Annotated in this window: 20 protein-coding genes, 1 other RNA gene and 1 pseudogene; 7 read left to right on the forward strand and 15 right to left on the reverse strand. The window is 66.6% G+C overall.

The genetic code is table 11. The features are described from left to right. The coding region (tyrS, locus tag AC3IFE_RS30305) for a tyrosine--tRNA ligase (RefSeq protein ID WP_489193901.1) at positions 1–397 on the reverse strand (397 nt) is incomplete at its 3' end. A gap of 142 nt (positions 398–539) precedes the next feature. Here tyrS and AC3IFE_RS30310 point away from each other — a divergent pair. Continuing rightward, positions 540–1,688, forward strand: a complete 1,149-nt coding sequence (locus AC3IFE_RS30310) for an anhydro-N-acetylmuramic acid kinase (protein WP_301738003.1) — start codon at positions 540–542, stop codon at positions 1,686–1,688. A gap of 107 nt (positions 1,689–1,795) precedes the next feature. Here AC3IFE_RS30310 and erpA read toward each other — a convergent pair whose 3' ends face one another. The 3 genes from erpA to rplM form a co-directional block, all read right to left on the reverse strand. Next, positions 1,796–2,167, reverse strand: coding sequence for an iron-sulfur cluster insertion protein ErpA (gene erpA / locus AC3IFE_RS30315; RefSeq protein WP_006759918.1), 372 nt, complete (start codon positions 2,165–2,167; stop codon positions 1,796–1,798). A 216-nt stretch (positions 2,168–2,383) separates the two neighbouring features. Continuing rightward, positions 2,384–2,776, reverse strand: a complete 393-nt coding sequence (rpsI, locus tag AC3IFE_RS30320) for a 30S ribosomal protein S9 (protein ID WP_006476904.1) — start codon at positions 2,774–2,776, stop codon at positions 2,384–2,386. 10 nt (positions 2,777–2,786) lie between these two features. After that, on the reverse strand, positions 2,787–3,215 hold the full coding sequence (gene rplM / locus AC3IFE_RS30325) for a 50S ribosomal protein L13 (protein WP_009687896.1): 429 nt from the start codon (positions 3,213–3,215) through the stop codon (positions 2,787–2,789). Between the two features lie 311 nt (positions 3,216–3,526). On the opposite strand from rplM, the gene AC3IFE_RS30330 reads away from it, so the two are divergent. Then, a complete protein-coding gene (locus tag AC3IFE_RS30330) occupies positions 3,527–3,823 on the forward strand; it encodes a hypothetical protein (protein ID WP_489193905.1) in 297 nt (98 codons plus the stop codon). Between the two features lie 410 nt (positions 3,824–4,233). Beyond that, a complete protein-coding gene (locus AC3IFE_RS30335; RefSeq protein ID WP_074801272.1) occupies positions 4,234–4,698 on the forward strand; it encodes an OsmC family protein in 465 nt (154 codons plus the stop codon). Between the two features lie 67 nt (positions 4,699–4,765). Here AC3IFE_RS30335 and rnpB read toward each other — a convergent pair. Both rnpB and pyrC read right to left on the reverse strand, forming a co-directional pair. Then, positions 4,766–5,177: RNase P RNA component class A (gene rnpB / locus AC3IFE_RS30340), an RNA gene on the reverse strand. A gap of 107 nt (positions 5,178–5,284) precedes the next feature. Next, a complete protein-coding gene (pyrC, locus tag AC3IFE_RS30345; protein ID WP_489193907.1) occupies positions 5,285–6,349 on the reverse strand; it encodes a dihydroorotase in 1,065 nt (354 codons plus the stop codon). 204 nt (positions 6,350–6,553) lie between these two features. Between pyrC and AC3IFE_RS30350 the strand changes: the two genes are divergently transcribed. Both AC3IFE_RS30350 and AC3IFE_RS30355 read left to right on the forward strand, forming a co-directional pair. Further along, positions 6,554–7,468, forward strand: coding sequence for a class II glutamine amidotransferase (locus AC3IFE_RS30350; RefSeq protein ID WP_089466682.1), 915 nt, complete (start codon positions 6,554–6,556; stop codon positions 7,466–7,468). A 606-nt stretch (positions 7,469–8,074) separates the two neighbouring features. Next, positions 8,075–13,351, forward strand: a complete 5,277-nt coding sequence (locus AC3IFE_RS30355; RefSeq protein ID WP_489193909.1) for an autotransporter outer membrane beta-barrel domain-containing protein — start codon at positions 8,075–8,077, stop codon at positions 13,349–13,351. 85 nt (positions 13,352–13,436) lie between these two features. Here the strand turns inward: AC3IFE_RS30355 and AC3IFE_RS30360 are convergent, their stop codons facing one another. From AC3IFE_RS30360 to AC3IFE_RS30385, 6 genes and pseudogenes are all read right to left on the reverse strand, one after another. After that, the gene (locus AC3IFE_RS30360) at positions 13,437–14,162 is read right to left on the reverse strand and encodes an amino acid ABC transporter ATP-binding protein (RefSeq protein ID WP_175876519.1); all 726 of its coding nucleotides are present in this window, start codon (positions 14,160–14,162) and stop codon (positions 13,437–13,439) included. Further along, positions 14,159–14,836 (reverse strand): glutamate/aspartate ABC transporter permease GltK, encoded by a 678-nt coding sequence (gene gltK, locus AC3IFE_RS30365; RefSeq protein WP_089466681.1) that lies wholly within the window; start codon positions 14,834–14,836, stop codon positions 14,159–14,161. The genes AC3IFE_RS30360 and gltK overlap by 4 nt, the downstream gene beginning before the upstream one ends. Further along, positions 14,836–15,576, reverse strand: coding sequence for an amino acid ABC transporter permease (locus AC3IFE_RS30370; RefSeq protein ID WP_077179112.1), 741 nt, complete (start codon positions 15,574–15,576; stop codon positions 14,836–14,838). Before AC3IFE_RS30370 ends, gltK begins: the two co-directional genes overlap by 1 nt. A gap of 84 nt (positions 15,577–15,660) precedes the next feature. Further along, positions 15,661–16,554: a glutamate/aspartate ABC transporter substrate-binding protein gene (locus tag AC3IFE_RS30375; protein ID WP_179233368.1), complete on the reverse strand. Its 894-nt coding sequence runs from the start codon at positions 16,552–16,554 to the stop codon at positions 15,661–15,663. 276 nt (positions 16,555–16,830) lie between these two features. Continuing rightward, positions 16,831–18,117 carry a Glu/Leu/Phe/Val family dehydrogenase gene (locus AC3IFE_RS30380; protein ID WP_011544584.1) on the reverse strand — a complete coding sequence of 429 codons (1,287 nt, stop codon included), beginning with the start codon at positions 18,115–18,117 and terminating at the stop codon, positions 16,831–16,833. 276 nt (positions 18,118–18,393) lie between these two features. Then, positions 18,394–19,358: pseudogene (locus tag AC3IFE_RS30385) on the reverse strand (LysR substrate-binding domain-containing protein). A 271-nt stretch (positions 19,359–19,629) separates the two neighbouring features. Here AC3IFE_RS30385 and purB point away from each other — a divergent pair. After that, positions 19,630–21,018 carry an adenylosuccinate lyase gene (gene purB, locus AC3IFE_RS30390; RefSeq protein ID WP_489193913.1) on the forward strand — a complete coding sequence of 463 codons (1,389 nt, stop codon included), beginning with the start codon at positions 19,630–19,632 and terminating at the stop codon, positions 21,016–21,018. 77 nt (positions 21,019–21,095) lie between these two features. Here the strand turns inward: purB and AC3IFE_RS30395 are convergent, their stop codons facing one another. After that, positions 21,096–22,517, reverse strand: a complete 1,422-nt coding sequence (locus AC3IFE_RS30395; protein WP_489193915.1) for an NAD(P)/FAD-dependent oxidoreductase — start codon at positions 22,515–22,517, stop codon at positions 21,096–21,098. 276 nt (positions 22,518–22,793) lie between these two features. Here AC3IFE_RS30395 and AC3IFE_RS30400 point away from each other — a divergent pair, with 276 nt between their 5' ends. Continuing rightward, the gene (locus AC3IFE_RS30400; protein WP_489193917.1) at positions 22,794–23,441 is read left to right on the forward strand and encodes a TetR/AcrR family transcriptional regulator; all 648 of its coding nucleotides are present in this window, start codon (positions 22,794–22,796) and stop codon (positions 23,439–23,441) included. A gap of 71 nt (positions 23,442–23,512) precedes the next feature. Here the strand turns inward: AC3IFE_RS30400 and AC3IFE_RS30405 are convergent, their stop codons facing one another. Together AC3IFE_RS30405 and AC3IFE_RS30410 are read right to left on the reverse strand one after the other, a co-directional pair. Further along, positions 23,513–24,016 (reverse strand): gluconokinase, encoded by a 504-nt coding sequence (locus tag AC3IFE_RS30405; protein ID WP_489193919.1) that lies wholly within the window; start codon positions 24,014–24,016, stop codon positions 23,513–23,515. Positions 24,017–24,029: 13 nt separating this feature from the next. Next, the coding region (locus AC3IFE_RS30410; protein WP_489193921.1) for a GntT/GntP/DsdX family permease at positions 24,030–24,856 on the reverse strand (827 nt) is incomplete at its 5' end.

The raw sequence follows: 24,856 nt of genomic DNA on the forward strand, positions 1-24,856 counted from the left end.
TGTCGCGATCGAGCACGAGCGCGGCCTGCTCGAAGTAGGTCTTCGCGTTCGATTCGATCTGCTCGCGCGTGAGCGGCGGACGCGTCGCGTTGCGGCCCGACGGATCGCCGATCAGCGACGTGAAATCGCCGATCAGGAAGATCACCGTATGGCCGAGGTCCTGCAGCTGGCGCATCTTGTTCAGCACGACCGTATGGCCGATGTGGATGTCCGGCGCGGTCGGATCGAGGCCGAGCTTGATGCGAAGCGGCTTGCCGGTGGCTGCGCTGCGCGCGAGCTTCTGCGCGAACTCTTCCTCGATCAGCAGCTCGTCGACGCCGCGCTTCGTGACGGCGAGCGCATGCCGGACTTCGTCGGTGATCGGGAAAACGGGCTTGGAACTGGGTTCGGTGCTCATCGGGGCCAGGAAGAATGTCGCAAAAACAGGGATTTTCCCATAACTTGCGCGCGCATCGCTTAACGACGCGTCACGTTGCGCGGATAATCGGGCGCAAGGCGCGCGGCACCGGCCCGCGCCGCACGATCCAGGAGAACCCAACGTGCCGCAACGACCGCCGCAGAATGCCCATCCGGCAGACGGCATCTACTTCGGGCTGATGTCGGGAACCAGCATGGACGGCGTCGACGGCGTCGCCGTGCGTTTCGAGGCCGGCCGCGCGCCGGTCGTGCTCGCGGAAGCGTTCGTCGGCTTCGCGCAATCGCTGCGCGACGCGCTGTTCGCGCTGCAGCAGCCCGGCGACGACGAGATCGACCGCGAATCGCTCGCGGCGAATGCGCTCGTCACGCGCTATGCGGTGTGCTGCCATGAACTGCAGCGCACGGCCGGGCTGTCGCGCGACGAGATCCGCGCGATCGGCGTGCACGGCCAGACGGTGCGCCATCGCCCCGAGCGCGGCTATACGCGCCAGCTCAACAATCCGGCGCTGCTCGCCGAGCTGACCCAGGTCGACGTGATCGCCGATTTCCGCAGCCGCGACGTCGCCGCCGGCGGCCACGGCGCGCCGCTCGCGCCGGCCTTCCACGCGACGGTGTTCGGCGCGCCGGGCGAAACGCGGGTCGTCTGCAATCTCGGCGGGATCAGCAACATCACGATCCTGCCCGGCGGGGACGGCGACGTGCGCGGCTTCGACTGCGGCCCCGCGAATGCGCTGATCGACGCCTGGGCCACCCGCCATCTGGGCAAGCCGTACGACGACGGCGGCAAGTTCGCCGCACGCGGCACCGTCCACGCGCCGCTGCTCGACGCGCTGCTCGACGAACCGTATTTCACCGCGCCGCCGCCGAAAAGCACCGGACGCGACCTGTTCAATCCCGCGTGGCTCGATGCAAAGCTCGCCGCGTTCCCGCAGGTTGCGCCGGAGGATGTGCAAGCGACGCTCACCGCGCTGACCGCCGTGTCGGTCGCACGCGAAATCGCGCAGCACGCGCCAGGCTGCAAGGCCGTGTTCGTATGCGGCGGCGGCGCACGCAATCCTGTGCTGCTCGATGCGCTCCGGCACGCACTGCGCGAGGCCGGCGTGCCGGCCACCGTCGACACGACGGCCGCGCTCGGCGTGCCACCGCAGCAGGTCGAAGCGCTCGCGTTCGCGTGGCTCGCGTACCGCTTCACCGCGCGCCAGCCCGGCAATCTCGCGACGGTCACCGGCGCAGCCGGCAACCGCGTGCTCGGCGCGCTCTATCCGCGCTGATGCGATACGCGCCGCGCCACGGGCGCCGTCGCGCGAGCGCGCATAAAAAAACGGGGCATGAAGCCCCGTTCTTCATGCCGGCGAACCGGCGCAGATCTGCCGTGCGCTCAGACCGAGAACGACGAGCCGCACCCGCAGGTGGTGGTCGCGTTCGGGTTCTTGATCACGAACTGGGCGCCGTTGAGGTCGTCCTTGTAGTCGATCTCGGCGCCGACCAGGTACTGGTAGCTCATCGAGTCGATCAGGAGCTGGACGCCGTTCTTGTTCATCACGGTGTCGTCCTCGTTGACTTCCTCGTCGAACGTGAAGCCATACTGGAAGCCGGAGCAACCGCCACCCTGCACGAACACGCGCAGCTTGAGGTCGGGATTGCCCTCTTCGTCGATCAGTTGCTTGACCTTGTCGGCCGCGGCGTCGGTGAAGACGAACGGCAGCGGCATATCGGTCGTCGTTGCTGCGGATTCGGTAACAGCGTTCATTCGAACTCTCCAAAAAGCTTTAGCCGCTATTGTAGGGCCGATCAGAAGATCGTGCTGAAGTCCATGAAATCAATAGGTTCTTGTCGATTTCATCAAACGCGCCCGCGCCGGGGCCGCTGCGGCGGCCCGGAAGCGGGCATAAAAAAACCGCCAGCGTGAAAGCTGGCGGTTTTTCCGGCGGACGCCGCCCGGAAGCGGCGAGGCCATGAAGCGGAATTAACGCTTCGAGAACTGCTTTGCGCGGCGTGCCTTGCGCAGACCGACCTTCTTACGCTCGACTTCACGCGCATCGCGCGTGACGAAGCCTGCGCTCGACAGCGACGGCTTCAGCGTCGCATCGTAGTCGATCAGTGCACGGGTGATGCCGTGGCGCACTGCGCCTGCCTGACCCGTTTCACCGCCGCCGTTGACGTTCACCTTGATGTCGAACGTCTGGCCGTGGTTCGTGAGTTCCAGCGGTTGACGCACGATCATCAGCGACGTTTCGCGCGAGAAGTAGTCAGCGATGGGCTTGCCGTTGACGATGATGTCGCCCTTGCCAGCCTTGATGAAGACACGTGCGACTGCGCTCTTGCGGCGGCCCGTACCGTAGTTCCAGTTACCGATCATGTGGGTCCCCTTAGATCTCGAGCGCCTTCGGCTGTTGAGCCGAGTGCGGATGCGTCGCTTCTGCGTAGACCTTCAGCTTCTTGATCATCGCGTAACCGAGCGGGCCCTTCGGCAGCATGCCCTTGACCGCCTTCTCGAGCGCGCGGCCCGGGAAGCGTTCCTGCATCTTGCCGAACGTCGTTTCATAGATACCGCCCGGGTAGCCCGAGTGACGGTAGTACTTCTTGTCCAGCGTCTTGTTGCCCGTGACCTTCAACTTGCTCGCGTTGATGATGATGATGAAATCACCAGTGTCGACGTGCGGGGTGAACTCAGGCTTGTGCTTGCCGCGCAGACGGCGTGCCACTTCGCTGGCAACACGGCCGAGAACCTTATCCGTCGCGTCAATCACGTACCATTCGCGCGTCACCTCATGGGCTTTTGCGGAAAACGTCTTCATGATCGATCCAAAAAAAATGCTTTGCCCGATGTGTTCTTCCTGCTTGTCTGTGTGCGCTTCGAGGCGCGGTGCAGGCTCTCCCTGTTCTTTTTCCGTGGGCATGAATGCGGAAAAGCCCTGAATTATAAAGGAAATACGGCTGCGTGGTCAAAGAGAATCCACGCCCCGTGTTCGCGGCGGCCGAAATGGGCCAAAATCCGGTCGTGCTCCGACAAACCAGGCGAACCGAGCGCCTGAGGCGGCACCCATCGACGCGCGGCACATGACCTTGCCGCGCCAGACCGGCCGAACCCGAAAAACAACAAACCAGCATGATGAAACAACGACTTACGCCCTTCCTCGCGGCCGCCCTGCTGGCCGCCGCGGCGCCCGCCGTCGCCGCCTCCAGCTGCGAAGCCAAGCTCGACGCGCTCGATGCACGCATCGCCGAAGCCCGAACCGCCCATGCCGAAGACCGTATCGTGCGCCTGCGCGCGGTGCGCGAACGCGTCCGCCACTTCTGCGCACGCAGCCACGCGCCGGCCGCCCAGGCACCGGCTGCGGAGGCCGACTCGCGCGGCACGCCGCCGGACGCGAGCTCGCAGCCGGCCGCGCGACAGCCCGCGTGACGGTGCCGGCGCGCGCAAGCCGCGCGCCGATGCTTGCATGGGACGAAAAAAAGCCCGAACGGCTGGTTCGGGCTTAATCCACCTTAGGAGGAGGGTGGAGGAGACATTCGGAGGTTGCCGCAGCGCGACAACCAATGAGGCTCATTATACGAATGCCCGACCGACTCCACAAGAAAATTTGCATTGCGAAATCATATCCCACGATACGGGATCTCCGCGAGCGAGCTTACAGGATTGAATTTCTATTTAAAATCAATTACATAAGCAAGCCTCACACGACCTGGAATCTCCCACACCTAGAGCAAAACCCCTAAATTCAACAAGGAAATCGCCGTTCGCCGCCCCGCTCGCGCGGCGCCGGCATTGCACGTCGTGCAGCGCATCAGCCGACCGTTGCGCCGCGGGCTACAATGCCGGATCGAATCCGAATCAGGCAACGCTGGAGTGCAAGCATGGAATGCAAAGTAAGCTGGATGGGCCAGGACGGCATGGCGTTTTCCGCCGAGACCGGCAGCGGGCATCTCGTCACGATGGACGGCGCGCCCGAAGGCGGCGGCCACAACCTCGCGCCGCGTCCGATGGAGATGGTGCTGCTCGGCACCGGCGGCTGCACGGCTTATGACGTCGTGCTGATCCTGAAGAAGAGCCGCCAGGAAGTGAGCGGCTGCTCGGTCACGCTGAAGGCCGAGCGCGCGAGCGAAGATCCGAAGGTGTTCACGAAGGTGCATTTCCACTTCACGGTCACCGGCCGCAATCTGAACCCGGCCACGGTCGAGCGCGCGATCAATCTGTCGCACGACAAGTATTGCTCCGCGTCGATCATGATCGCGAAGACGGCCGAACTCACGCATTCGTTCGACATCGTCGCCGCCTGACCGCACGGCGCGCGCATTGAAAAAGGGCCGGCGCTCCCTGCGGAGCGCCGGCCCTTTCGCATTCGAACGGCAAAGCAGGCCGATAAGCCGGATTCTGTGCACGCCGCGCGCCGAAGCGCGCAACGCGTGGCAGTCATTCCTCTAGGCGCGCCATTGCTGACGCGCTCAAGCTTCCTACCCGCAGACGAGACGGGGGCCCCGTCCTGCATCCGAAAATGCGCGCCTGCCTACTTGGAATTGCTCCGGGTGGAGGTTACCGTGCCGGCGAACGTCGCCGTCGCCGCGGTGCGCTCTTACCGCACCGTTTCACCCTTACCTGATCCCGGCTTGCGCCGGGCCATCGGCGGTTTGCTTTCTGTTGCCCTGTTCCGCGTGTCGCCACGGATGGCCGTTAGCCATCACCCTGCCCTGTGGAGTCCGGACTTTCCTCGCCCCCGCGCGCCCGAAGGCGGCGAAGCCGCGACTGCCTGGCCTGCTTTGCGACGCGCATTCTAGCACCGCGCGCCGCGGTCGGCAGCGCGCGAGCCGCCGCCACGGCGAAACACGGCCGGATCGACGCGACCGGGTTCGCGCGGCGGCGCGCCGCTCACGCGAGTTTCCAGCCGATCGTCTCGCCGCCGCGCAGCGGCACGACCGGCGTATCGCCCGCGAAGATCTCGCGCGGCAGTTCCCACGCCTCGCGGCGCAGCGTGACCGTCTCGGCGCTGCGCGGCAGCCCGTAGAAATCGGCGCCGAAGAAGCTCGCGAACCCTTCCAGCTTGTCGAGCGCGCCGGCGGTGTCGAATGCTTCCGCGTACAGTTCGAGCGCGTGCAACGCCGTGTAGCAGCCCGCGCAGCCGCACGCGGTTTCCTTCGCGCCGCGCGCATGCGGCGCGCTGTCGGTGCCGAGGAAGAAGCGCGGGTTGCCCGACGTCGCGGCCTCGACCAGCGCCACGCGATGCGTCTCGCGCTTGAGCACCGGCAGGCAGTAGTAATGCGGGCGAATCCCGCCGACGAACAGCGCATTGCGGTTGTACAGCAGGTGATGCGCGGTGATCGTCGCGCCGAGCAGGCCGGGCGCCGCGTCGGCATCGCGCACGTAGTCGGCCGCGTCCTTCGTCGTGATGTGTTCGAACACGACCTTCAGGCCGGGGAAATCGCGGCGCAGCGGCGTCATCACGCGGTCGATGAACACCTTTTCGCGGTCGAACAGGTCGATCGACGCATCGGTCACCTCGCCGTGCACGAGCAGCGGCATGCCGGTTTCCTGCATCGCCTCGAGCGTCTTCGCGCATTTCGCGAGATCGGTGACGCCGTGGTCGGAATTCGTCGTAGCGCCTGCCGGGTACAGCTTCACGCCGTGCACGAAGCCGCTTTCGCGGGCGCGGCGAATTTCGTCGGGCGGCGTGTTGTCGGTCAGGTACAGCGTCATCAGCGGTTCGAACGTCATCCCGGCCGGCAACGCGGCGAGGATGCGCTCGCGATAGCCCTGCGCCTGCGCGGTGGTCGTGACCGGCGGCTTCAGGTTCGGCATGACGATGGCGCGGCCGAACTGGCGGGCCGTGTGCGGCAGCACGGCGGCGAGTATGTCGCCGTCGCGCAGGTGCAGGTGCCAGTCGTCGGGACGGGCGAGCGAAAGCGTCGCCGGGGAAGAAGCGTTCGAGGCAGTCATAGGAGGCGTCGTGAGGAACGGGCTTGCGAACGGCGGGGCCGGAACGCGCGTGCGCGGGCCGATTGACGGCAAACCGCAACACGGGGCCTTTGGCCAGCGGAATCCGCTTTTTACCGCTCTGGGCTCGGTGATATGCTAGAAGCCGCATTGTACCGGGGTTCGCCCGGTTCGTTACCCCTGCTTCAGCCTGCCGCCCCACGTAAAATGTGCCAACTACTTGGAATGAACTGCGCCGCGCCGACGGACGTCACATTCTCCTTCACAGGTTTCGCGGCCCGGGGCGGGCTCACCGATCACCATGCCGACGGCTGGGGCATCGCGTTCTTCGAGGACAAGGCCTGTCGCCTCTTCGTCGATCACCAGGCATCGGCCACGTCGCCGCTCGCCGAAATGGTGAAGCGCTACCCGATCAAGTCCAAGAACACGATCGCGCACATCCGCAAGGCGACGCAAGGGCACATCCTCCTCGAGAACAGCCATCCGTTCATGCGCGAGCTGTGGGGCCGGCACTGGATCTTCGCGCATAACGGCGACCTGCAGGACTACGCGCCGGACATGGACGGCAGCGTCTACCATCCGGTCGGCACGACCGACAGCGAACAGGCGTTCTGCGTGCTGATGCAGGGGCTGCGTCAAGCCTTTCCGGGTGCGCAGCCGCCGCTGCCCGAACTGTTCGAGCGGGTCGGCGAACTGACGCGCGGCATCACCGATCACGGCGTGTTCAATTTCCTGATGTCGAACGGCCAGGCGCTCTTCGCGCACTGCTCGACGCGGCTGCACTATCTCGTGCGGCGCTGGCCGTTCTCGACCGCGCATCTCGTCGACGAAGACCTGTCGATCGACTTCGCGAAATACACGACGCCCGAGGATCGCGTCGCGGTGATCGCGACGCAGCCGCTCACCGACAACGAAGTCTGGACCGCATTCGAGCCGGGCGAGCTGATCATGTTCCAGTGCGGCGACGTCGCCGCGCGGATGCGGATTCCGGTGCCCGAACGCGTGCTCGAGAAGCTGCGCAACCCGTCGCTCGACGCGTCGGCGTCCGCGCCGCGCACGGCGGTGCGCGAAGCGCTCGCCACCGCGGCCGACGTCGATTCCGACGACGCGATCGATTTCTGACGCGCGGCATCGGCCGCGTCCGCTTCCTGCTTGCTTTCTGCTTGCCGCGCGCGTCGCACGATGCGACGACGAGGCCCATCATCAACGCAAATCGCCTCGCGCCGGCCAATACGGTTTCATTTCGCCCACCGCCCGGCGCAACGAATCGACGCCACGCAACATTCGCTTGATTTTATTAATTTACAAGTGAAAATAAGTAAAAGGCGAAGCGAACAAAATAACCGTCAATTAAAACGAAAATCCCGGGTCCGCATTTTATCGCGCCTCACCCGCCGGAACCGTGCGCTATCCCACCGATTCCAGCAGTTCTGCCGGTTTTGAACGAAAGCCCCTCAAGCCCGCCACCACCAAGGCTTTCGGTTCGATCAACCACACAAATCAAAAATACCACGCATTACGGTTCGCATCATTACAGTTTCCCGCTTCTCGATAATCGACGGCCGCCCGAATCAGTAGACTCGCCCCATCCTCGGTGTAACGAAACACGATTGGCGCGACATGCTGCCATAGCCGCCGCACGCCCCTTCGGATCATTTCCCCACCGCGGAATGCGAATTCGCCGAATCGCGGCGAATGCCACGTCAAAAGAAGAAAGAGGGGTATGTCGTGAATCACTCATTTCGATCGATATGGAGCGACGCCGCCGGCTGCTGGGTCGCGGTGGCGGAAACGGCTCGGGCGCGCGGCAAGCGCTCGGGCAGCGAATCGGGCTCGAGTCGCACCGCGCGCAAGGGGGCGCACCACGCGGCACGCCGCTCGCCGCTGCGCGTCGCGGCGCTCGGGGCCGCGCTGGCCGCGCTGTCGACCGGCGTGGCGCACGCGTCCACGTGCGGCGACGGCGCGACCGTCGCGAGCGGCGGCACCTGCGCACTCGGCAGTTTCAGCCCGACCGTCAACGACAACCTGGCCGGCGCCACGACCGTGTCGGGCGGCGAAACGGTCGGCGTGGCAGGCGCATGGGCGGGGGTCCCCGGCGACCCGGGCTATACGCTGACGCCGCTCGGCAGCGCGACCATCGTGTCGGGCGACCCGAACCAGCCGCTGGTCTCGCTCGGCGGCAAGACGCAAAGCGTCAGCACGCCCGACTCGATCACGGCCGCCCACACGTCGGTCGCCACCTACAACTCCGCCGAATTCACCGCATCGACGGCCGGCTCGACCACCGTGCCCGTTTACCACGACGTGAACGGCGGCCAGTACGTGAACACGCGAATCGGCACCGTCGACAGCACCGGCGGCACGCTGAACGTGTCGATCGGCAATGCCGCGAATGCGCCCGACGCGACCGGCAACGCGATCTCGATCGCACCGAAGCAGACCGACCTGACCTTCGCGGACGGCACCGGTGCGGCAAAAAGCGTCGTCAACTGGAATTCCCGCAACCGGATCTGGCTCGGCACCGGCGACTATCTCGCCAGCGGCGGCCCGGTCGGCCAGCTCCAGCTCGACGTGCCGGCCTACGCAGGCACCTTCACCGCGTTCGACGGCAGTCGCTGGACCGTCACCGACGCCGCATCGCTCGCCGCCTACAACGACTTTCTCGTGCGCTCGGTCCAGAGCGGCGCGCTCGGCTCGCAGGCCGCCTACGACACCGCGTTCGGCCAGGCCGTCACGTTCTCGCAGCAAACCTTCCAGTATGCGAACAACGTATCCGCCGGCGACAAGAACACGCTGCCGATCGATCACCTGTCGGTGATGCACGGCACGGGCGCGAACGCGACGCTGCACATCGGCAAGGACGGCCAGATCGACTTCCGCGGCACCAACACGATCGACTCGAGCTCGGCCGTGCTCGCGGAAAACGGCGCGCACTTCGTCAACGACGGCCGTTTGTCGGGCGACTTCACGCTGGTACGCCTCCTGAGCGGCGCGAGCGGCGTCAACAACGGCGTGATTTCGTCCGGCTACGCGTCCGGCGACAACGTCGACACGAGCGGCAGCACGCCACCCGACAATTTCGGCTTCCACGCGTACACCGAGGGCAACGGCGTGTATGCGGGCGGCGCGGGCACCACGTTCGTGAACCACGGCGTGATGAACGTCGGCGCATGGACGCTCGACGGCAACCGCCCCGACCTACAGAACTACGCGGTGGCCGCGACGGACGGCGCGCGCGCGTCGAACGCCGGCACGATCAACGTCGGCGTCAACGCGACGACGCTCGACAGCCAGGTGATCGGCGGCCTCGCGGCCGGCGGCAGCTTCACGAACGAAGCCGGCGGCACGATCTATCTCGGCCGCGCCGCGCAGTACGACCCGGCCTCCCCCGAAGCCGCGAACGACGTCGCGCTGTCCGCGCACGCGTACGGCATCCTGCTCGGCGCGTCGGGCACCGCGAGCAACCTGGGCACGATCGTGATCGGCTCGCAGACGCAGAACGGCGCCGCGCTGGCGAGCATCGGCTCGAGCGCCGGCACGCTGACCAACGCGGGCGCGATCGTCGTCAACGGCGCCGCGCCCGGCACGCCGCTCGCCAACGTCGGCATGCTCGCGGCCGACACCGCCGCGACCGTGACCAACACGGGCACGATCACGCTGAATGGCGTGAACGGCATCGGCATCATGGTCGTCGGCACCGGCGCGAACGCGACGGCCGCGACGTCGACCGGCACGATCGACGTGGCCGGCGGCCTCGACCCCGCGTCGGACACGCGCAACTACGGCGTCTGGGCCGAAGGGCCGCTCGCGAAGGCCACGCTCGACGGCGCGCTGAACCTGACCGGCACCGGCGCGATCGGCGTGCACGCACGCTCGGGCGCGACGATCGACGTCGGCGCGAACGCGGTGCCGGCCTTCATGTCCGGCACGAACCAGATCGGCTTCTATGCATACGGCGCGGGCTCGAAAATCAACGTCGCCGCGCAGCACCTGAGCGTCGACACCGACGAATCGACGCTGTTCCGCGTCGCGGGCGGCGCGACCTACACGGGCGCGTCGGCGGCCGGCACGCTGACGACCGACGTCAACGGCCAGCGCTCGCGCGGCGTACTCGCGACCGACGCCGGCACCACGTTGTCGACCGGCAACGCAATCTACAACGTCAATGGCGCGAATGGCATCGCGATCGCCGTGGAAGGCGGCGCGACGGGCACGATCGACGCGGGCGCGACGATCAACCTGAACGCGGCCGGCGCGACCGCGGGCGTGGTGGACGGCCAGGCGCACGACCTCGCCGGTGCGAACGCCGGCGCGCCGGTCGCGACGACGCTGACCAACGATGCCGCCGTCACGTCGTCGACCGCCGGCGTGACCGGTTTCGTCGCGCAGAACCTCGGCACGCTCGAGAACCGCAGCACGGTGCTGCTGACCGGCGCGGGCTCGACGGGCGTCGTGGCCGGCACGCTCGGCACGGTGAACAACGCGTCGACGATCCGCGTCGCCAACGGCACGGGGGCGCTCGTGCAGGGCGCGTCGGCCACGCTCGCCAATGCGGGCTCCATCGAAGCCGACGACGGCCTCGCGGGCGTACGCCTGACGGGCGCCGGCGCATCGGTCGCGCTGTCGGGCGCCGGCACCGTCATCGCGAACGGCAGCGCCGACGGCGTGCTGATCGACTCGACGGTCGCCGGCGGCGGCATCGCGGCAGGCGCGACGTCGATCGCGGTCGGCGGCTCGGGCAGCGGGATCCACAACCTCGGTGCGAATGCAACGATCGCGCTGTCCGGCACGCAGATCGGCACGACCGGCAACGGCGCCGCCGGCGTCACGTCGACCGGCGCGGGCGCGCGCATCGCGGCCGACGCGGCCACGGTCGTCCGCACCAGCGGCGCCGACGCACGCGGCCTGTTCGTGTCGGGGGCCGATTCCACGCTCGCGGCCAACGGAACGACCGTCGCGACGACCGGCACGAACGCCCCTGCAATCGTCATGGACGGCGGCGCGACGGCCCTGCTGGCGGGCGCGAAGATTTCCGCATCGGGCGCCGCGGCCGACGGCGTCGTCGCGCAAAACGGCGGCCGCATCGCCGATACGGGTTCGTCGCTCGCCAGCGCGGCCGGCAACGGCGCCACCGCCAACAGCGGCGGCGTGCTCGCCTTGACCGGCACGACGCTCGCGGGCGCGACGGCCGGCGTGCTGACGTCCGATACGCTCGCGAACGGCGCGACCAGTTCGGTGCTCGTCGACGGCGGCAGCGTGACGTCCGCGACCGGGCCGGCCTTTGCCGCGCGCGGCGGCACGGCCGATATCGCGGTGCGCAACGGCACGGTCGTGACGGCCGGCAACGGCACGCTGCTGGACCTCGCCAACGGCAGCAACGTGACGTTCGACGCATCGGCGGTGAACCTCGCGGGCGACATCGTTTCCGACGCATCGAGCACCGGCAACGTGTTTCTCTCGAACGGCACGACGCTGACCGGCAAGATCGACCCGGTCGCGCTGAACGTCGACGGCACGAGCACGTGGCGCATGACGGGCAGCTCGGTGCTGAGCAGCCTGAACAACGCGGGCCTCGTCGCATTCGCCGCGCCGACCGGCTCGCCGACGCTGACCGGCAGCTACAAGACGCTGACGACGGGCGGCTACGTCGGCAACGGCGGCACGATCGCGCTGAACACGTATCTCGGCGCCGACGCGTCGCCGACCGACCGGCTGATCGTGAACGGCGGCACGGCAAGCGGCACGACCGGCCTGAAGATCGCCAACACGGCCGGCACCGGCGCGCAGACGACCGGCGACGGGATTCCGGTGGTCGTCACGGCCAACGGCGGCACGACCGCCGCGTCGGCGTTCCATCTCGCGGGCCCGGTGCAAGCCGGCGCGTACGAGTACCGCCTCTATCGCGGCGGGCAAGGCGATGCGAACGGCTGGTACCTGCGCTCGCAGCTCGACCAGACCGACCCCGGCGACCCGATCCACCCGTCGGGCGGCGGCGACGGCGGCACCAACGGGAATGGCAACGGCGGCACGCTCGCGTATCGTCCGGGTGTTTCCGGCTATGCGATGACACCGCTGCTGAACGCCGACTACGGCTTCTCGACGCTCGGCAAGCTGCACGAGCGCGTCGGCGACATCTACAACGTCGAGAAGCAGCAGCCCGGCAATCGCGACGGCGTGTGGGGGCGCATCGGCGGCCAGAGCCTCGATGCGAACGCAGGCCGCTTCTCGGCCGACGAACGCACGTTCTTCGCGCAGTTCGGCAAGGACTGGACCCTCGACCAGGCGCCGAACGGCGCCGGCAGTACGCACGCGGGCGTGACGGCCAGCATCGGCGTGTCTAATGCGAGCTTCAACGACATGGCGCGCGCGGGCTCGCCCGACCTGTCGACGTCGACCGGCTCGGTCGAGATGCACGCGCAGAGCGTGGGCGGCTACTGGACCCGCTACCTGTCCGACGGCACCTACTTCGACAGCGTCGGGCAGGTCACGCACTACGGCAACCGCTATCGCGACAGCTATGGCAACGAGGCGTCGCAGAACGGCTTCGGCGTCGCGCTGTCGCAGGAAGTCGGCAAGCCGTTCGCGATCGGCACGTTGCCGGTCGCGGTCGAGCCGCAGGCGCAACTGATGTATCAGTACCTGAAGCTGAACGGGTTCAACGACAACGTGTCGGCCGTATCGGGCACGACGACCAATGCGCTGCGCGGCCGCGTCGGCGTGCGCATCTTCCGGCCGAACCTCCAGTCGAGCGCGGGCGGCAGTGCCGCGACGCCGTACTTCACGGCCGACGTGCTGCACGACTTCCTGTCGCCGGGGCAGACCGTCGTCGGCGGCACGCCGTTCGCGACGCATCTCGGGCGCACCTGGTACGAGCTCGGCGTCGGCGTGACCGCCGGCTTCGGCAAGTCGGGCGAGCTGTACGCGAATGCGAAGATCGCGCGCAACATCGGCGGCGACTACCGGCGCGGGATCGTCGGTCAGGTCGGCTACCGGTACAGCTGGTAACGCCCGGCGGCGGACGAAAAAAAACCGCCCGGCGGCATGCCGGGCGGTTTTCGCATGGCCGCGCGAAAAAACGCGCGAACGCGCGTCAGTGCAGGATTTTCGCGAGGAAGTCCTTCGCGCGGTCCGACTTCGGATTCGAGAAGAAATCGTCCTTGCGATCGTCCTCGACGATCGCGCCCTTGTCCATGAAGATCACGCGATGCGCGACCTTCTTCGCGAAGCCCATCTCGTGCGTGACGACCATCATCGTCATCCCTTCCTGCGCGAGTTCGACCATCACGTCGAGCACTTCGTTGATCATCTCGGGATCGAGCGCGGACGTCGGCTCGTCGAACAGCATCGCGATCGGGTCCATCGACAGCGCGCGCGCGATCGCGACACGCTGCTGCTGGCCACCCGACAACTGGCCCGGATACTTGTGCGCATGCGCCTTCAGGCCGACGCGATCGAGCAGCTTCATGCCCTTCTCGTTCGCTTCGTCCTTGCCGCGGCCGAGCACCTTGATCTGCGCGAGCGTCAGGTTCTCGGTGATCGACAGGTGCGGGAACAGCTCGAAATGCTGGAACACCATCCCGACCTTCGAGCGCAGCTTCGACAGGTTCGTCTTCTTGTCGCCGACCGACTGGCCGTTCACGAGGATCTCGCCCTGCTGGAACGGCTCCAGGCCGTTCACGGTCTTGATCAGCGTCGACTTGCCCGAGCCCGACGGGCCGCACACGACGACCACTTCGCCTTTCTTCACCTCGGTCGTGCATTCGGTGAGGACCTGAAACTGGCCGTACCACTTCGAAACGTTCTTGATGGAAATCATCTTGTGACCTTTTTCTGGAGACCCTTGACGAGAGCAGACGCCAACGAGCAAATCACGAAATAGCATGCGCCGGCGAACAGGACCATCTCGACGGTCGTGCCGTCGCGATCGCCGACGTTGGCGGCCGTGCGGAAGAAGTCCGCGAGACTGATCACGTACACGAGCGACGTATCCTGGAACAGGACGATCGCCTGCGTGAGCAGCAGCGGAACCATCGCGCGGAACGCCTGCGGCAGGATCACGAGGCGCATCGCCTGCGCGTAGTTCATGCCGAGTGCGAACGCGGCATTCACCTGCCCGCGCGGCACCGCCTGGATGCCGGCGCGGATGATCTCGGAATAATACGCGGCCTCGAACAACGAGAACGCGACCATCGCCGAGGCGAGGCGGATGTCGATCGTCGGCGACAGCCCGAGCACGCCCTGCAGCAATTGCGGCACGATCAGGAAGAACCACAGCAGCACCATCACGAGCGGGATCGAGCGGAACACCGTCACGTACGCTTTCGCGAACCACGCGAGCGGCTTCACGCCGGACAGCCGCAGCAGCGCCAGCAGCGTGCCCCAGACGATGCCGATCACGATCGCGATCAGCGTGATCTTGAACGTGACGATCGCACCGGACCACAGCGTCGGCAGCGCGCCGGGAATACTACTCCAGTCGAACTGATGCATCACTTGCCTCCGATGTAGCCGGGCAGCCGCGTGCGGCCTTCGATCCAGCGCATGAACGCCATCACGACGAGGTTGATCAGCACGTACGCGAGCGTGACCGCGATGAACGACTCGTAGGTCTGCGCGGTGTAGTCGACGAGCTGGCGCGCCTGCGCGGAAAGATCGAGCAGGCCGATCGTCGACGCGACGGCGGAGTTCTTGAAGATGTTCAGGAATTCCGACGTGAGCGGCGGCACGATGATCCGGTACGCGACGGGCAGCAGCACGTAGCGATACGTCTGCCATTGCGTGAAGCCCATCGCGAGGCCGGCCGCGCGCTGGCCCTTCGGCAGCGCGTTGATGCCCGAGCGCACCTGTTCGCACACGCGCGCGCCGGTGAACAGGCCGAGACAGATGATCGACGCGGTAAAGAACTGCGTGCCGGGCGGCAACTGCTTGATCCAGGTGCCGATCGACGCGGGCAGCAACTCGGGTATCACGAGATACCAGACGAAGAACTGCACGATCAGCGGGATGTTCCGGAAGATCGACACGTACACGGTGCCGATCGCGGCGAGCCACTTGTTCGGCACGGTGCGCAGCACGCCGAACAGCGACCCGACGATCAGCGCGATGACCCAGGCGACGAGCGACACTTCGATCGTCACCCAGAAGCCGGACATCAGCCATCCGAAATAAGTCGTCGGCTCGCCGGTCGACACGGGGCTCAGAAAGATGCCCCAGTTCCAGTGGTAAGACATGGGCAAGACTCCAGCAAAAAGAAACGGAAGAAGCATGGCCTCTTCCGTCTCATTAGCGTCATTTCTGCATCAACGGCCGTGCGGTCAGTCGAGCGCCTTGTCGTTCGGGTTCGCGTACAGCTTCTTCATCGACTCGGACAGCGGGAAGTTCAGGTTCAGCCCCTTCGGCGGGATCGGGTTCTCGAACCACTTCGCGTAGATCTTCGCGGCTTCGCCCGACTTCTCGACTTGCGAGATCGCGTCATCGACGACCTTCTTGAAGTCGGTGTCGCCCTTGCGCATCATGCAGCCGTAAGCCTCTTCCGATTGCGGCGTGCCGACGATCACCCATTCGCCCGGCTGCTTCGCCTTCGCGCGCTCGCCCGCGAGCAGTGCGTCATCCATCATGAACGCGACCGCGCGGCCCGATTCCAGCGTGTTGAACGAATCGCCGTGATCCTTCGCGCTGATGATGTTCATGCCGAGCTGCTTGTCGTTGTTCATCTTGCGCAGCAGGCGCTCCGACGTCGTGCCGGCCGTCGTCACGACCGTCTTGCCCTTCAGGTCGGCGAAATCCTTGACGCCGGAATCCTTCTTCGTCATCAGGCGCGTGCCGATCACGAAGATCGTGTCGGAGAACGCGGCTTGCTGCTGACGCTCGAGGTTGTTGGTCGTCGAGCCGCACTCGATGTCGACCGTGCCGTTCTGCACGAGCGGGATGCGGTTCTGCGACGTGACGGGGATGTTCTTCACCTGCAGGTTCGGCAGGTTCAGCTTCTTCTTCACCGCGTCCACGATCTTCATCTGGAAGTCGCGCGAATAGCCGACCACCTGCTGGTTCTGGTCGTAGTAGGAGAACGGAATCGACGATTCGCGGTGGCCCAGCGCGATCACGCCCGTGTCCTTGATCTTCTTCAGCGTGCCAGTCTCCTGAGCATGCGCGCCGCTTGCGAACGCGCAAAGCGCCGCGGCCATCAGGACTGCCTTGTGGTATTTCATTTTGGTCATCTCCTTGGCTAAAACCCGCGCCAGTGTATCAAAGTAATATTTTTGAAAGTACTGGTTGTTTACCGCACTACGAATCGCCCTGTGCGAAGCCGTCCTCCCGGCTCCGGGCGCTCCAAATGCACGCGCGGGCGGTGCCGGGATTCGGCACCGCCCGCGAGGGTTCACATCCGCAATCGGGTGGATTGCGTCATGAATCTTTCATGATCGATGATCTGGGACGCCCGGTCAGGGGCGCCCGGTCAGGGGCGCCCGGCCAGGGACGTCCGATCAGGGGTAGAGGCCGCGCATTTCGCGCGCCATCAGGATGCGCTTGCACGCAACGATGAACGCCGCCGTGCGCACCGTCACCTTGTGCTCTTCCGCGACCGCCCACACGCCGGCGAACGCTTCACGCATCACGCGCTCGAGACGATGGTTGATCTCGTCTTCCGTCCAGAAGAAGCTCGAGAAATCCTGCACCCACTCGAAGTACGACACGGTCACGCCGCCCGCATTCGCGATCACGTCGGGGATCACGAGCACGCCGTTCGCGCTCAGGATGTCGTCCGCCGCCGTCGTCGTCGGGCCGTTCGCGCCTTCGACGACGATCTTCGTGCGGATCTTCGCCGCGTTCTTCTCGGTGATCTGGTTTTCCAGCGCCGCCGGGATCAGGATGTCGGTCTCGACCGTCCAGAACTCGTCGTTCGGCATCGGTTCCGCGCCTTCGAAGCCCGCGACGCCGCCCGTGCGCGCGACGTGGTCGAGCAGCTTGTTCGAATCGAGGCCCGCCGGCTGGTAGATCGTGCCCGTGTGATCCTGCACCGCGATCACCTTCGCGCCCGCCTCCTGGAACAGCTTCGCCGCGATGCCGCCGACGTTGCCGAAGCCCTGCACCGCGATGCGCGCGCCTTCGATTTCCAGGCCCTTCTTCTTCGCCGCTTCGGAGCCGACGACGAACACGCCGCGGCCCGTCGCTTCCTTGCGGCCGAGCGAACCGCCGAGCGCGATCGGCTTGCCGGTCACGACGCCGGTCGACGTCTGGCCCTGGTTCATCGAGTACGTGTCCATCATCCACGCCATCACCTGTTCGTTGGTGTTGACGTCCGGCGCCGGAATGTCGGTGTTCGGCCCGATGATGATGCCGATTTCGCTGGTGTAGCGGCGCGTCACGCGCTCGAGCTCGCCACGCGACAGCTTGCGCGGGTCGACGCGGATGCCGCCCTTCGCACCGCCATACGGCACGTTCACGGCCGCGTTCTTCACCGACATCCATGCCGACAGCGCCATCACTTCCGACAGCGTCACGTCCTGGTGGTAGCGCACGCCGCCCTTGCCCGGGCCGCGCGACACGTTGTGCTGCACGCGATAGCCTTCGAAGTGCGCGACGGTGCCGTTGTCGAGCTCGATCGGGCAGTCGACGATCAGGATGCGCTTCGGACGCTTCAGTGTTTCGAGCCAGCGCGACAGCGAACCGAGGTACGGCGCGACGCGATCGACCTGCTGAAGGTAGTTGCCCCACGGGCCGAGATCGTCGGCGTGCAGGTAGGACGGGATGGACTGCTGTTGCGAAGACATGGAAGCTCCAACGTTCAACGGATTGCGCACATTGTCGAAAAACCCGTTTTTTTTATCCAATGCCGTTTGTTTATTCGATTATGCGTTTCTTGCATGATCGCGATTTTTTGCAAATCGGCGGTCGATTTGCGCAAGAACGCCCGCGATCGGGCCAGCATCGCGTTCGTGAAAAATCGGATTGCGTGGATGCGGACCAGCCGCCGGACAGCCGTCCGACAGAAGTTGCAAGCTCGCCGTCAGTTGAGTGAGCCGATCGGCCGGATTAACCGCCGGCGGTTAACCGGCGGTGTCGCCGGCGGTCTCGCGCAGTTCGTCGCGCACGACGTCCCATAGCGCCCGCACGAGCTTCTGTCGCGGATCGTCGCCCTGCAGCGCGAGCTTGTCGCAGTACAGCCGGATCTCCATCGTCAGCGTGAACGGATGCGCGCCGCCGCGCGCCGACCGGTCGAGGCGGATCAGCCGGCCCCCCGCGACCGCGTCGTCGACCGCGCTGTGCGGCAGGAACGCGACGCCGTGGCCCGCGAGCGCCATCGCCTTCAGCCCTTCGGCCATGTCGGTTTCGTACACGCGATCGAGGAACAGCCGCGTCGGCGCGTTCGCGATGATGACTTCGGTCATCCGGCCGAGATACGCGTTCGGCGTATACGACAGGTACGGCACGCGCGCGTCGGCCGCGCCCGGCAGCGTGTGGCGCGGCCGGCCCGCGCGGCCGGGCGCCGAGACGGGCTGATCGGCTCGCTGCCGAGAACCAGCATGTCGTAGCGGGCCGGGTCGAGCGCGACCGGGTGGCTCGGGTGGTGGTAGCCCATCACGAGATCGCAGCCGCCCTCGACGAGCGACAGCACCGCGTCGTGCACGTTCAGCGCACGCAGGCGCGTGTGGACCTGGCCCATCTTCGCCTCGATCCGCTCGAGCCAGCGCGGAAAATACGTGAGCGACAGCGTGTGCGGCACCGCGAATTCGATCGTCGGCACCGGCGCGCCGACGTGGCCGCGCAGCAGCGTGCGCGCCTCGTGCGCCTGCGACAGCATCGTCAACGCCTGCTCGTAGAAGATCTGGCCGGCCTGCGTGAGCCGCGTCGGATACACCGAACGATCGATCAGCTCGGTCGCGAGCCACGCCTCGAGCGCCTGGATGCGCCGCGAAAACGCCGGCTGCGACACGTGCCGCAACTCGGCGGACCGGCTAAAGCTGCGCGTTTCCGCGAGCGAGACGAAGTCTTCGAGCCATTTCAGTTCCATGCAGGCGGGCGCGGCGGGCGGCGGTCGGGAAAGAAGCCAGCATTCTACCGGCGGGCGGGCGGGCCCGGCCGGCGGCTTGGCGCGCGGGCCGGAGCGCCTGTGTGGACGAGCGCCGGCACGCCGTTCGCGCGCCGCCCCGGCACCGCCCGGACGTCGTGTGCCCGCGGCAAGCGCGGCTGGACCGGTTCGGCCGGAATCGACGCGCGCCGATGGTAAAATGCCGGATTCTCCTCCCCTCGTTCGCCCCGGCCCCAAAAGGCCCTGCCCGATCATGTCCGACACTCGTCCCGATACGCTTTTCGCCCTCACCGCGCTCTCGCCCATCGACGGCCGCTACGCCAGCAAGACCGAAGCGCTGCGCGACTGGCTCTCCGAAGCCGCCTTCATGCGCCACCGCGTCACCGTCGAGGTGCACTGGCTGATCGCGCTGTCGCGCGCCGGCTTCGCGGAAGTCCCGCGCTTCTCGGAAGCCTCCGAGCAATTCCTGCTGCAGCTCGCCGAACGCTTCACCGCGCACGACGCCGCGCGCATCAAGGAAATCGAGCGCGTGACGAACCACGACGTGAAGGCCGTCGAATACTGGCTGAAAGAATCGGTGAAGGGCCAGGCCGAACTCGAGAAGGCGAGCGAATTCATCCACTTCGCGTGCACGTCCGAGGACATCAACAACACGTCGCACGGGATGATGCTCGCCGGCGCGCGCGAACACGTGATCCTGCCGGCGCTGCGCACGGTCTACCAGCGCCTCGTCGCGCTGTCGCACGCGCACGCCGAACAGCCGATGCTGTCGCGCACGCACGGCCAGCCGGCCAGCCCGACGACGCTCGGCAAGGAACTCGCGAACGTCGCCGCGCGCCTCGCCCGCGCGATCGCGCGCATCGAGAAGGTCGAGATCCTCGGCAAGATGAACGGCGCGGTCGGCAACTTCAACGCGCATCTGTCCGCGTATCCGGAATTCGACTGGGAAGCGTTCTCGCGCGACGTGATCGAAAACCGCCTGAAGCTCACGTTCAACCCGTACACGATCCAGATCGAGCCGCACGACTACATGGCCGAACTGTTCGACGCCGTCGCGCGCGCGAACACGATCCTGCTCGACCTCGACCGCGACGTGTGGGGCTACATCTCGGTCGGCTACTTCAAGCAGAAGACGAAGGCCGGCGAAATCGGCTCGTCGACGATGCCGCACAAGGTCAACCCGATCGACTTCGAGAACTCGGAAGGCAACCTCGGCCTCGCGAACGCGACGCTGCGCCACCTCGCCGACAAGCTGCCGGTGTCGCGCTGGCAGCGCGACCTGACCGACTCGACGGTGCTGCGCAACATGGGCGTCGCGCTAGGCTACTCGCTGCTCGCGTACGACTCGCTGATCCGCGGCCTCGACAAGCTCGAAGTGAACCCGCAGCGCCTGAACGAAGATCTCGACAACTGCTGGGAAGTGCTCGCGGAGCCGGTGCAGACGGTGATGCGCCGCTACGGCATCGAGAACCCGTACGAGCAGTTGAAGGAACTGACGCGCGGCAAGGGCATCACGCGCGAAGCGCTGCAGGAATTCGTCGGCACGCTCGCGATCCCGCAGGATGCGAAGGACCGCCTGCTCGCGATGACGCCGGCGTCGTACATCGGCAAGGCCGTCGAACTCGCGAAGCGGATCGCGTAAGCGCCGCCGTCGCCTGACGCAAAAAAGCCCGATGCGAAGCGATTCGCATCGGGCTTTTTGTTGCCTGCCGCAGCCGGTCAGAACGAGATCATCCGCCCCGGGTTCAGCGCGCTCATCACGCTCATCGCGGCCTTCGCGGCGGGAATCGCGATCGGCGACAACTGCCGGCCGAGCGGAATCGCGCGATGGTCGATGCTCGTGAGCATCGAGAAATCGTCGTTGCGGCCGACGAAATCGTCGCAGATCGCCTTGCCGATCCGCACCGTCTGCGCGACGCCGTGCCCGCTCCAGCCCTGCACCATGTACATCGGCACGCGGCCGTCGGTCTTGCGGCTGTCGGTCGCGCCGTTCAGCGTGAAGTCGCTGACGCCGCTCCAGCAGTAGTCGAGCGCGAAGCGGCCGTCGTGCTGCGCAAACACCGTGTTCAGCCGCGTCAGCAGATACGCGTTGACGTCGGGCTGCGCCCAGCAGCTGCCGGTGCCCTGCCCGCCGAACAGCAGACGGTTGCCGCGCACCGGCCGGTAGTAGTCGATCTGGAACTGCGTGTCGTACACCGGCATGCCGGCCGGCATCAGCGTCGCGACGTCCACGTCGAGCGGCGCCGTCACGCTCACGTACGTGAAGAACGGCACCGTGGTCGCCGCGCCGTCGTCGAGCAGCCGGAACGTCGTGTTGTGCAGCGCGAGCACGACGCCGCGGCGCGCGGTGATCGTGCCGCCCGGCGTGGTCGCGACGACGCCCGCGGGCGTCTCGTCGAGTTCGAGCACCTCGGTGCCCTCGTACAATGCGCCGCCGTTCAAACGGAAGCCGTGCACGAGGCTGCGCACCAGCGCGAGCGGATGGATCTGCCCGCCGAGCGCGTCGATCGCCGCGCCGTGATACAGCCCCGAGCGCACGTATTCGTCGTGCAGCTGATGGCGGCCGACGAGCGTCACGCCCGCGTCGCCGAGATGGCGGCGCGCATCCGCGCCGTCGAGCAGCGCGCTCATGTGGCCCGGGTGGACCGCCGCCGTGACGTGGCCGCGCTTGCGGTCGAGATCGAGCACGTAGCGCGCGCCGATCCCGTCGATCAGGTCCATCGACTCGGCCGACGCGAAGCGCCACAGCCGCTTCGCATCGTCGTGCGACAGGTTCTCGATCATGTCGGCGGCTTCCCAGCGCGCAAGGCCGGGCGTCAGTTGCCCGCCGTTGCGGCCCGACGCGGCCGAGCCGACGTGATGCTTGTCGACGAGGATCGTGTCGACGCCCGCTTCCGCGAGATGCAGCGCAGCCGATGCGCCGAGCAAGCCGGCGCCGATCACGAGCACGTCGCAGACGGCGTCGTGCGCGAGCGGCGCGCTGTTTTCATGGCGCGACAGCGACGCTTCGTACCAGTTGGCCGGGCGTTCGCCGTCGTAGCGGGCCGGATCGCACCAGTTCCAGTTGTCTTTTTCGATGTTCAGTTGCGTTTGCTCGAAACGCGCTTCGCCCTGGATCAAGGGCTTGTTGTTGGACGTCATGATTGCACTTGCATGGTCTTGGGCCGCCTGTCGAAGAGCCTGCTGGCTTCGCGGGTGGGGGCAGCCGGTTCCACATGGGGGTCAACGAGAAAAGGGGCGCGACGGCCCGTGTTGACGGCGGCACGCTCGTGCCGCCTGGATCCCGGACTGTGCGAAAGCACGTATTGAAAGGTGCCGGGACACCCAATTTCTACACCGCAGAAATAATTCTACAGTGTAGAATAAGCTTTCGTAAAGATTACAGTCGGCGCCGTGCCGGCATACCAGCCTGCCTCGATGAAAGACAAACCCGCCCAAGGGCCGCGCGGCCTCGACAAGGACGCACTCGTCGCGGCCGCGCTCGTGCTGCTCGAAGACGTCGGCGAAGCGGCGTTCAGCGTGCGCAAGCTCGCGCAATCGGTCGGCTGCGACCCGATGAGCGTGCTGTATCACTTCAAGTCGAAGGAGGGCCTGAGCCGCGCGATCGCGAATGCGCTGTCGCGCTCGCTCGTGCCGGTCGATCCGTCACTGCCGTGGCGCGAACGGCTGCGCGACCTCGCGCGCCAGTACCGTGCGCTCGCGCTGCGCTATCCGGCCGCGTTCGCGCTGCTGCAGCGGCACATGAGCACCGGCCCGGCCGATCTCGCGCACATCGAGGCCGTGCATCGCGCGCTGACCGATGCCGGCATCCCGCGCGCGGCGCTGCCGTCGGTATGCGTCGGCTGGTACGCGAGCGTGATCGGCCTCGCCGCCGCCGAGGCGGGCGGCCTCACCCGCCCCGCGAACGACGTCGAGCTCGCGGAAATGCACGCGCTGTCCGACGCCGCGCATCCGCTCATCAAGTCGGCCGCCCCGCTGTACGCGCAGCTCGATCCGGCGGTCGTGCACGACACGATGCTCGACGTGCTGCTCGACGGCATCGCGCAACGCGCACGCACGGCCTGACCGGCGGCCGCGCCGCCCATGAAAAAGGCGCCCGAAGGCGCCTTGTCGATGACGACGACCGCGAACCGCGCTCAGTGCTGATGGGCGAGGCCGATCTTCAGCATGACCTGATCGACGATCTGCTCGGGTGTCAGTTCGATGCTGACCTCGATCGCTTCGTCCGGGCCCGGTTCCTCGAGCGTGTCGAGCTGGCTCGTCAGCAGCGACGGATCGAAGAAATGGCCGGTGCGGCTCTTCAGACGATCCTGCAACACCTCGAACGAACCCTTCAGATACACGAACCGCACGTCGGTGTCGGTGCCGCGCAGCACGTCGCGGTAAGAGCGCTTCAGCGACGAGCACGTGAACACGGCCGTTTCGCCCGCGCGCTGCTTTTCCTCGATGGCCGCGCGGATCGTGCGCAGCCACGGCCAGCGGTCTTCATCGGTCAGCGGAATGCCGTGGTGCATCTTTTCCTTGTTCGCCGCGCTGTGAAACGCGTCGCCGTCGGTATAGCTGCACGACAGGCGTTCCGCCAGCATTTCGCCGATCAGCGACTTGCCCGCGCCCGACACGCCCATTGCGATCAGAATCATTGACTACCCCTTGTTACAGAACCATGCTCAGCAGCAGCGTAAAACTGAGACCGAGCACCGAGATGATGGTTTCAAGCAGCGACCAGGTCTTGAACGTCTGGCCGACCGTCATCCCGAAATATTCCTTGATCAGCCAGAAGCCGCCGTCGTTCACGTGCGAGAAGATCAGCGAGCCCGAGCCCGTCGCGAGCACCAGCAGCTCCGGGCTGACCGTCGTGCCGGCCGCCGCCGCGATCGGCGCGACGATGCCGCAGGCCGTCGTCATCGCGACCGTCGCCGACCCCGTCGCGAGACGCATCAGCGCCGCGACGAACCAGCCGAGCAGCAGCGGCGACAGGTGCGCATGCTTCGCGGTCTCGACGATCTGCTGCGAGATCCCGCTGTCGCGCAGGACGCCGCCGAAGCCGCCGCCCGCGCCGACGATCAGCGTGATGCCGGCGATCGGCGCCAGGCACTCGCCGCAGAACTTCTGGATCTGGTCGCGGTTGAAGCCCTGCTTCGCGCCGAAGGTCCAGAAGCTCACGAGCACGGCGATCAGCAGCGCGACGTCGGAATTGCCGGCAAAACGCAGCAGGTTGTTCGGCAGCGACTTCGGCGTGAACACCAGGTCGGCCCAGCTGCCGACGAGCATCAGCACGACGGGCAGCAGGATCGTGAACAGCGTGATGCCGAAGCTCGGCAGTTCGCGCTTGCGGCCCTCCGCGTTCGAATCGACGAATTGCGACGCGAGCGGGTTGTTTTCCGGCAGCTTCACGAACTTCGAGATCGTCAGCGCGAACAGCGGACCCGCGATGATCGCGGTCGGCACGCCGACGATCAGGCCGAACGCGATCGTCTTGC

This window comes from Burkholderia sp. APQ4-4ca, assembly GCF_057837105.1.

Excerpts from the sequence above, each read along its gene's own strand:
- AC3IFE_RS30330 (WP_489193905.1), top strand. The coding sequence starts at position 3,527 with ATGATGAAACAACGACTTACGCCCTTCCTCGCGGCCGCCCTGCTGGCC.
- AC3IFE_RS30350 (WP_089466682.1), top strand. The coding sequence starts at position 6,554 with ATGTGCCAACTACTTGGAATGAACTGCGCCGCGCCGACGGACGTCACA.
- AC3IFE_RS30370 (WP_077179112.1), bottom strand. The coding sequence starts at position 15,576 with ATGTCTTACCACTGGAACTGGGGCATCTTTCTGAGCCCCGTGTCGACC.
- AC3IFE_RS30380 (WP_011544584.1), bottom strand. The coding sequence starts at position 18,117 with ATGTCTTCGCAACAGCAGTCCATCCCGTCCTACCTGCACGCCGACGAT.
- pyrC (WP_489193907.1), bottom strand. The coding sequence starts at position 6,349 with ATGACTGCCTCGAACGCTTCTTCCCCGGCGACGCTTTCGCTCGCCCGT.
- AC3IFE_RS30375 (WP_179233368.1), bottom strand. The coding sequence starts at position 16,554 with ATGAAATACCACAAGGCAGTCCTGATGGCCGCGGCGCTTTGCGCGTTC.
- purB (WP_489193913.1), top strand. The coding sequence starts at position 19,630 with ATGTCCGACACTCGTCCCGATACGCTTTTCGCCCTCACCGCGCTCTCG.
- AC3IFE_RS30395 (WP_489193915.1), bottom strand. The coding sequence starts at position 22,517 with ATGACGTCCAACAACAAGCCCTTGATCCAGGGCGAAGCGCGTTTCGAG.
- erpA (WP_006759918.1), bottom strand. The coding sequence starts at position 2,167 with ATGAACGCTGTTACCGAATCCGCAGCAACGACGACCGATATGCCGCTG.
- gltK (WP_089466681.1), bottom strand. The coding sequence starts at position 14,836 with ATGCATCAGTTCGACTGGAGTAGTATTCCCGGCGCGCTGCCGACGCTG.
- rplM (WP_009687896.1), bottom strand. The coding sequence starts at position 3,215 with ATGAAGACGTTTTCCGCAAAAGCCCATGAGGTGACGCGCGAATGGTAC.
- rpsI (WP_006476904.1), bottom strand. The coding sequence starts at position 2,776 with ATGATCGGTAACTGGAACTACGGTACGGGCCGCCGCAAGAGCGCAGTC.
- AC3IFE_RS30335 (WP_074801272.1), top strand. The coding sequence starts at position 4,234 with ATGCCGGATCGAATCCGAATCAGGCAACGCTGGAGTGCAAGCATGGAA.
- AC3IFE_RS30360 (WP_175876519.1), bottom strand. The coding sequence starts at position 14,162 with ATGATTTCCATCAAGAACGTTTCGAAGTGGTACGGCCAGTTTCAGGTC.
- AC3IFE_RS30400 (WP_489193917.1), top strand. The coding sequence starts at position 22,794 with ATGAAAGACAAACCCGCCCAAGGGCCGCGCGGCCTCGACAAGGACGCA.
- AC3IFE_RS30405 (WP_489193919.1), bottom strand. The coding sequence starts at position 24,016 with ATGATTCTGATCGCAATGGGCGTGTCGGGCGCGGGCAAGTCGCTGATC.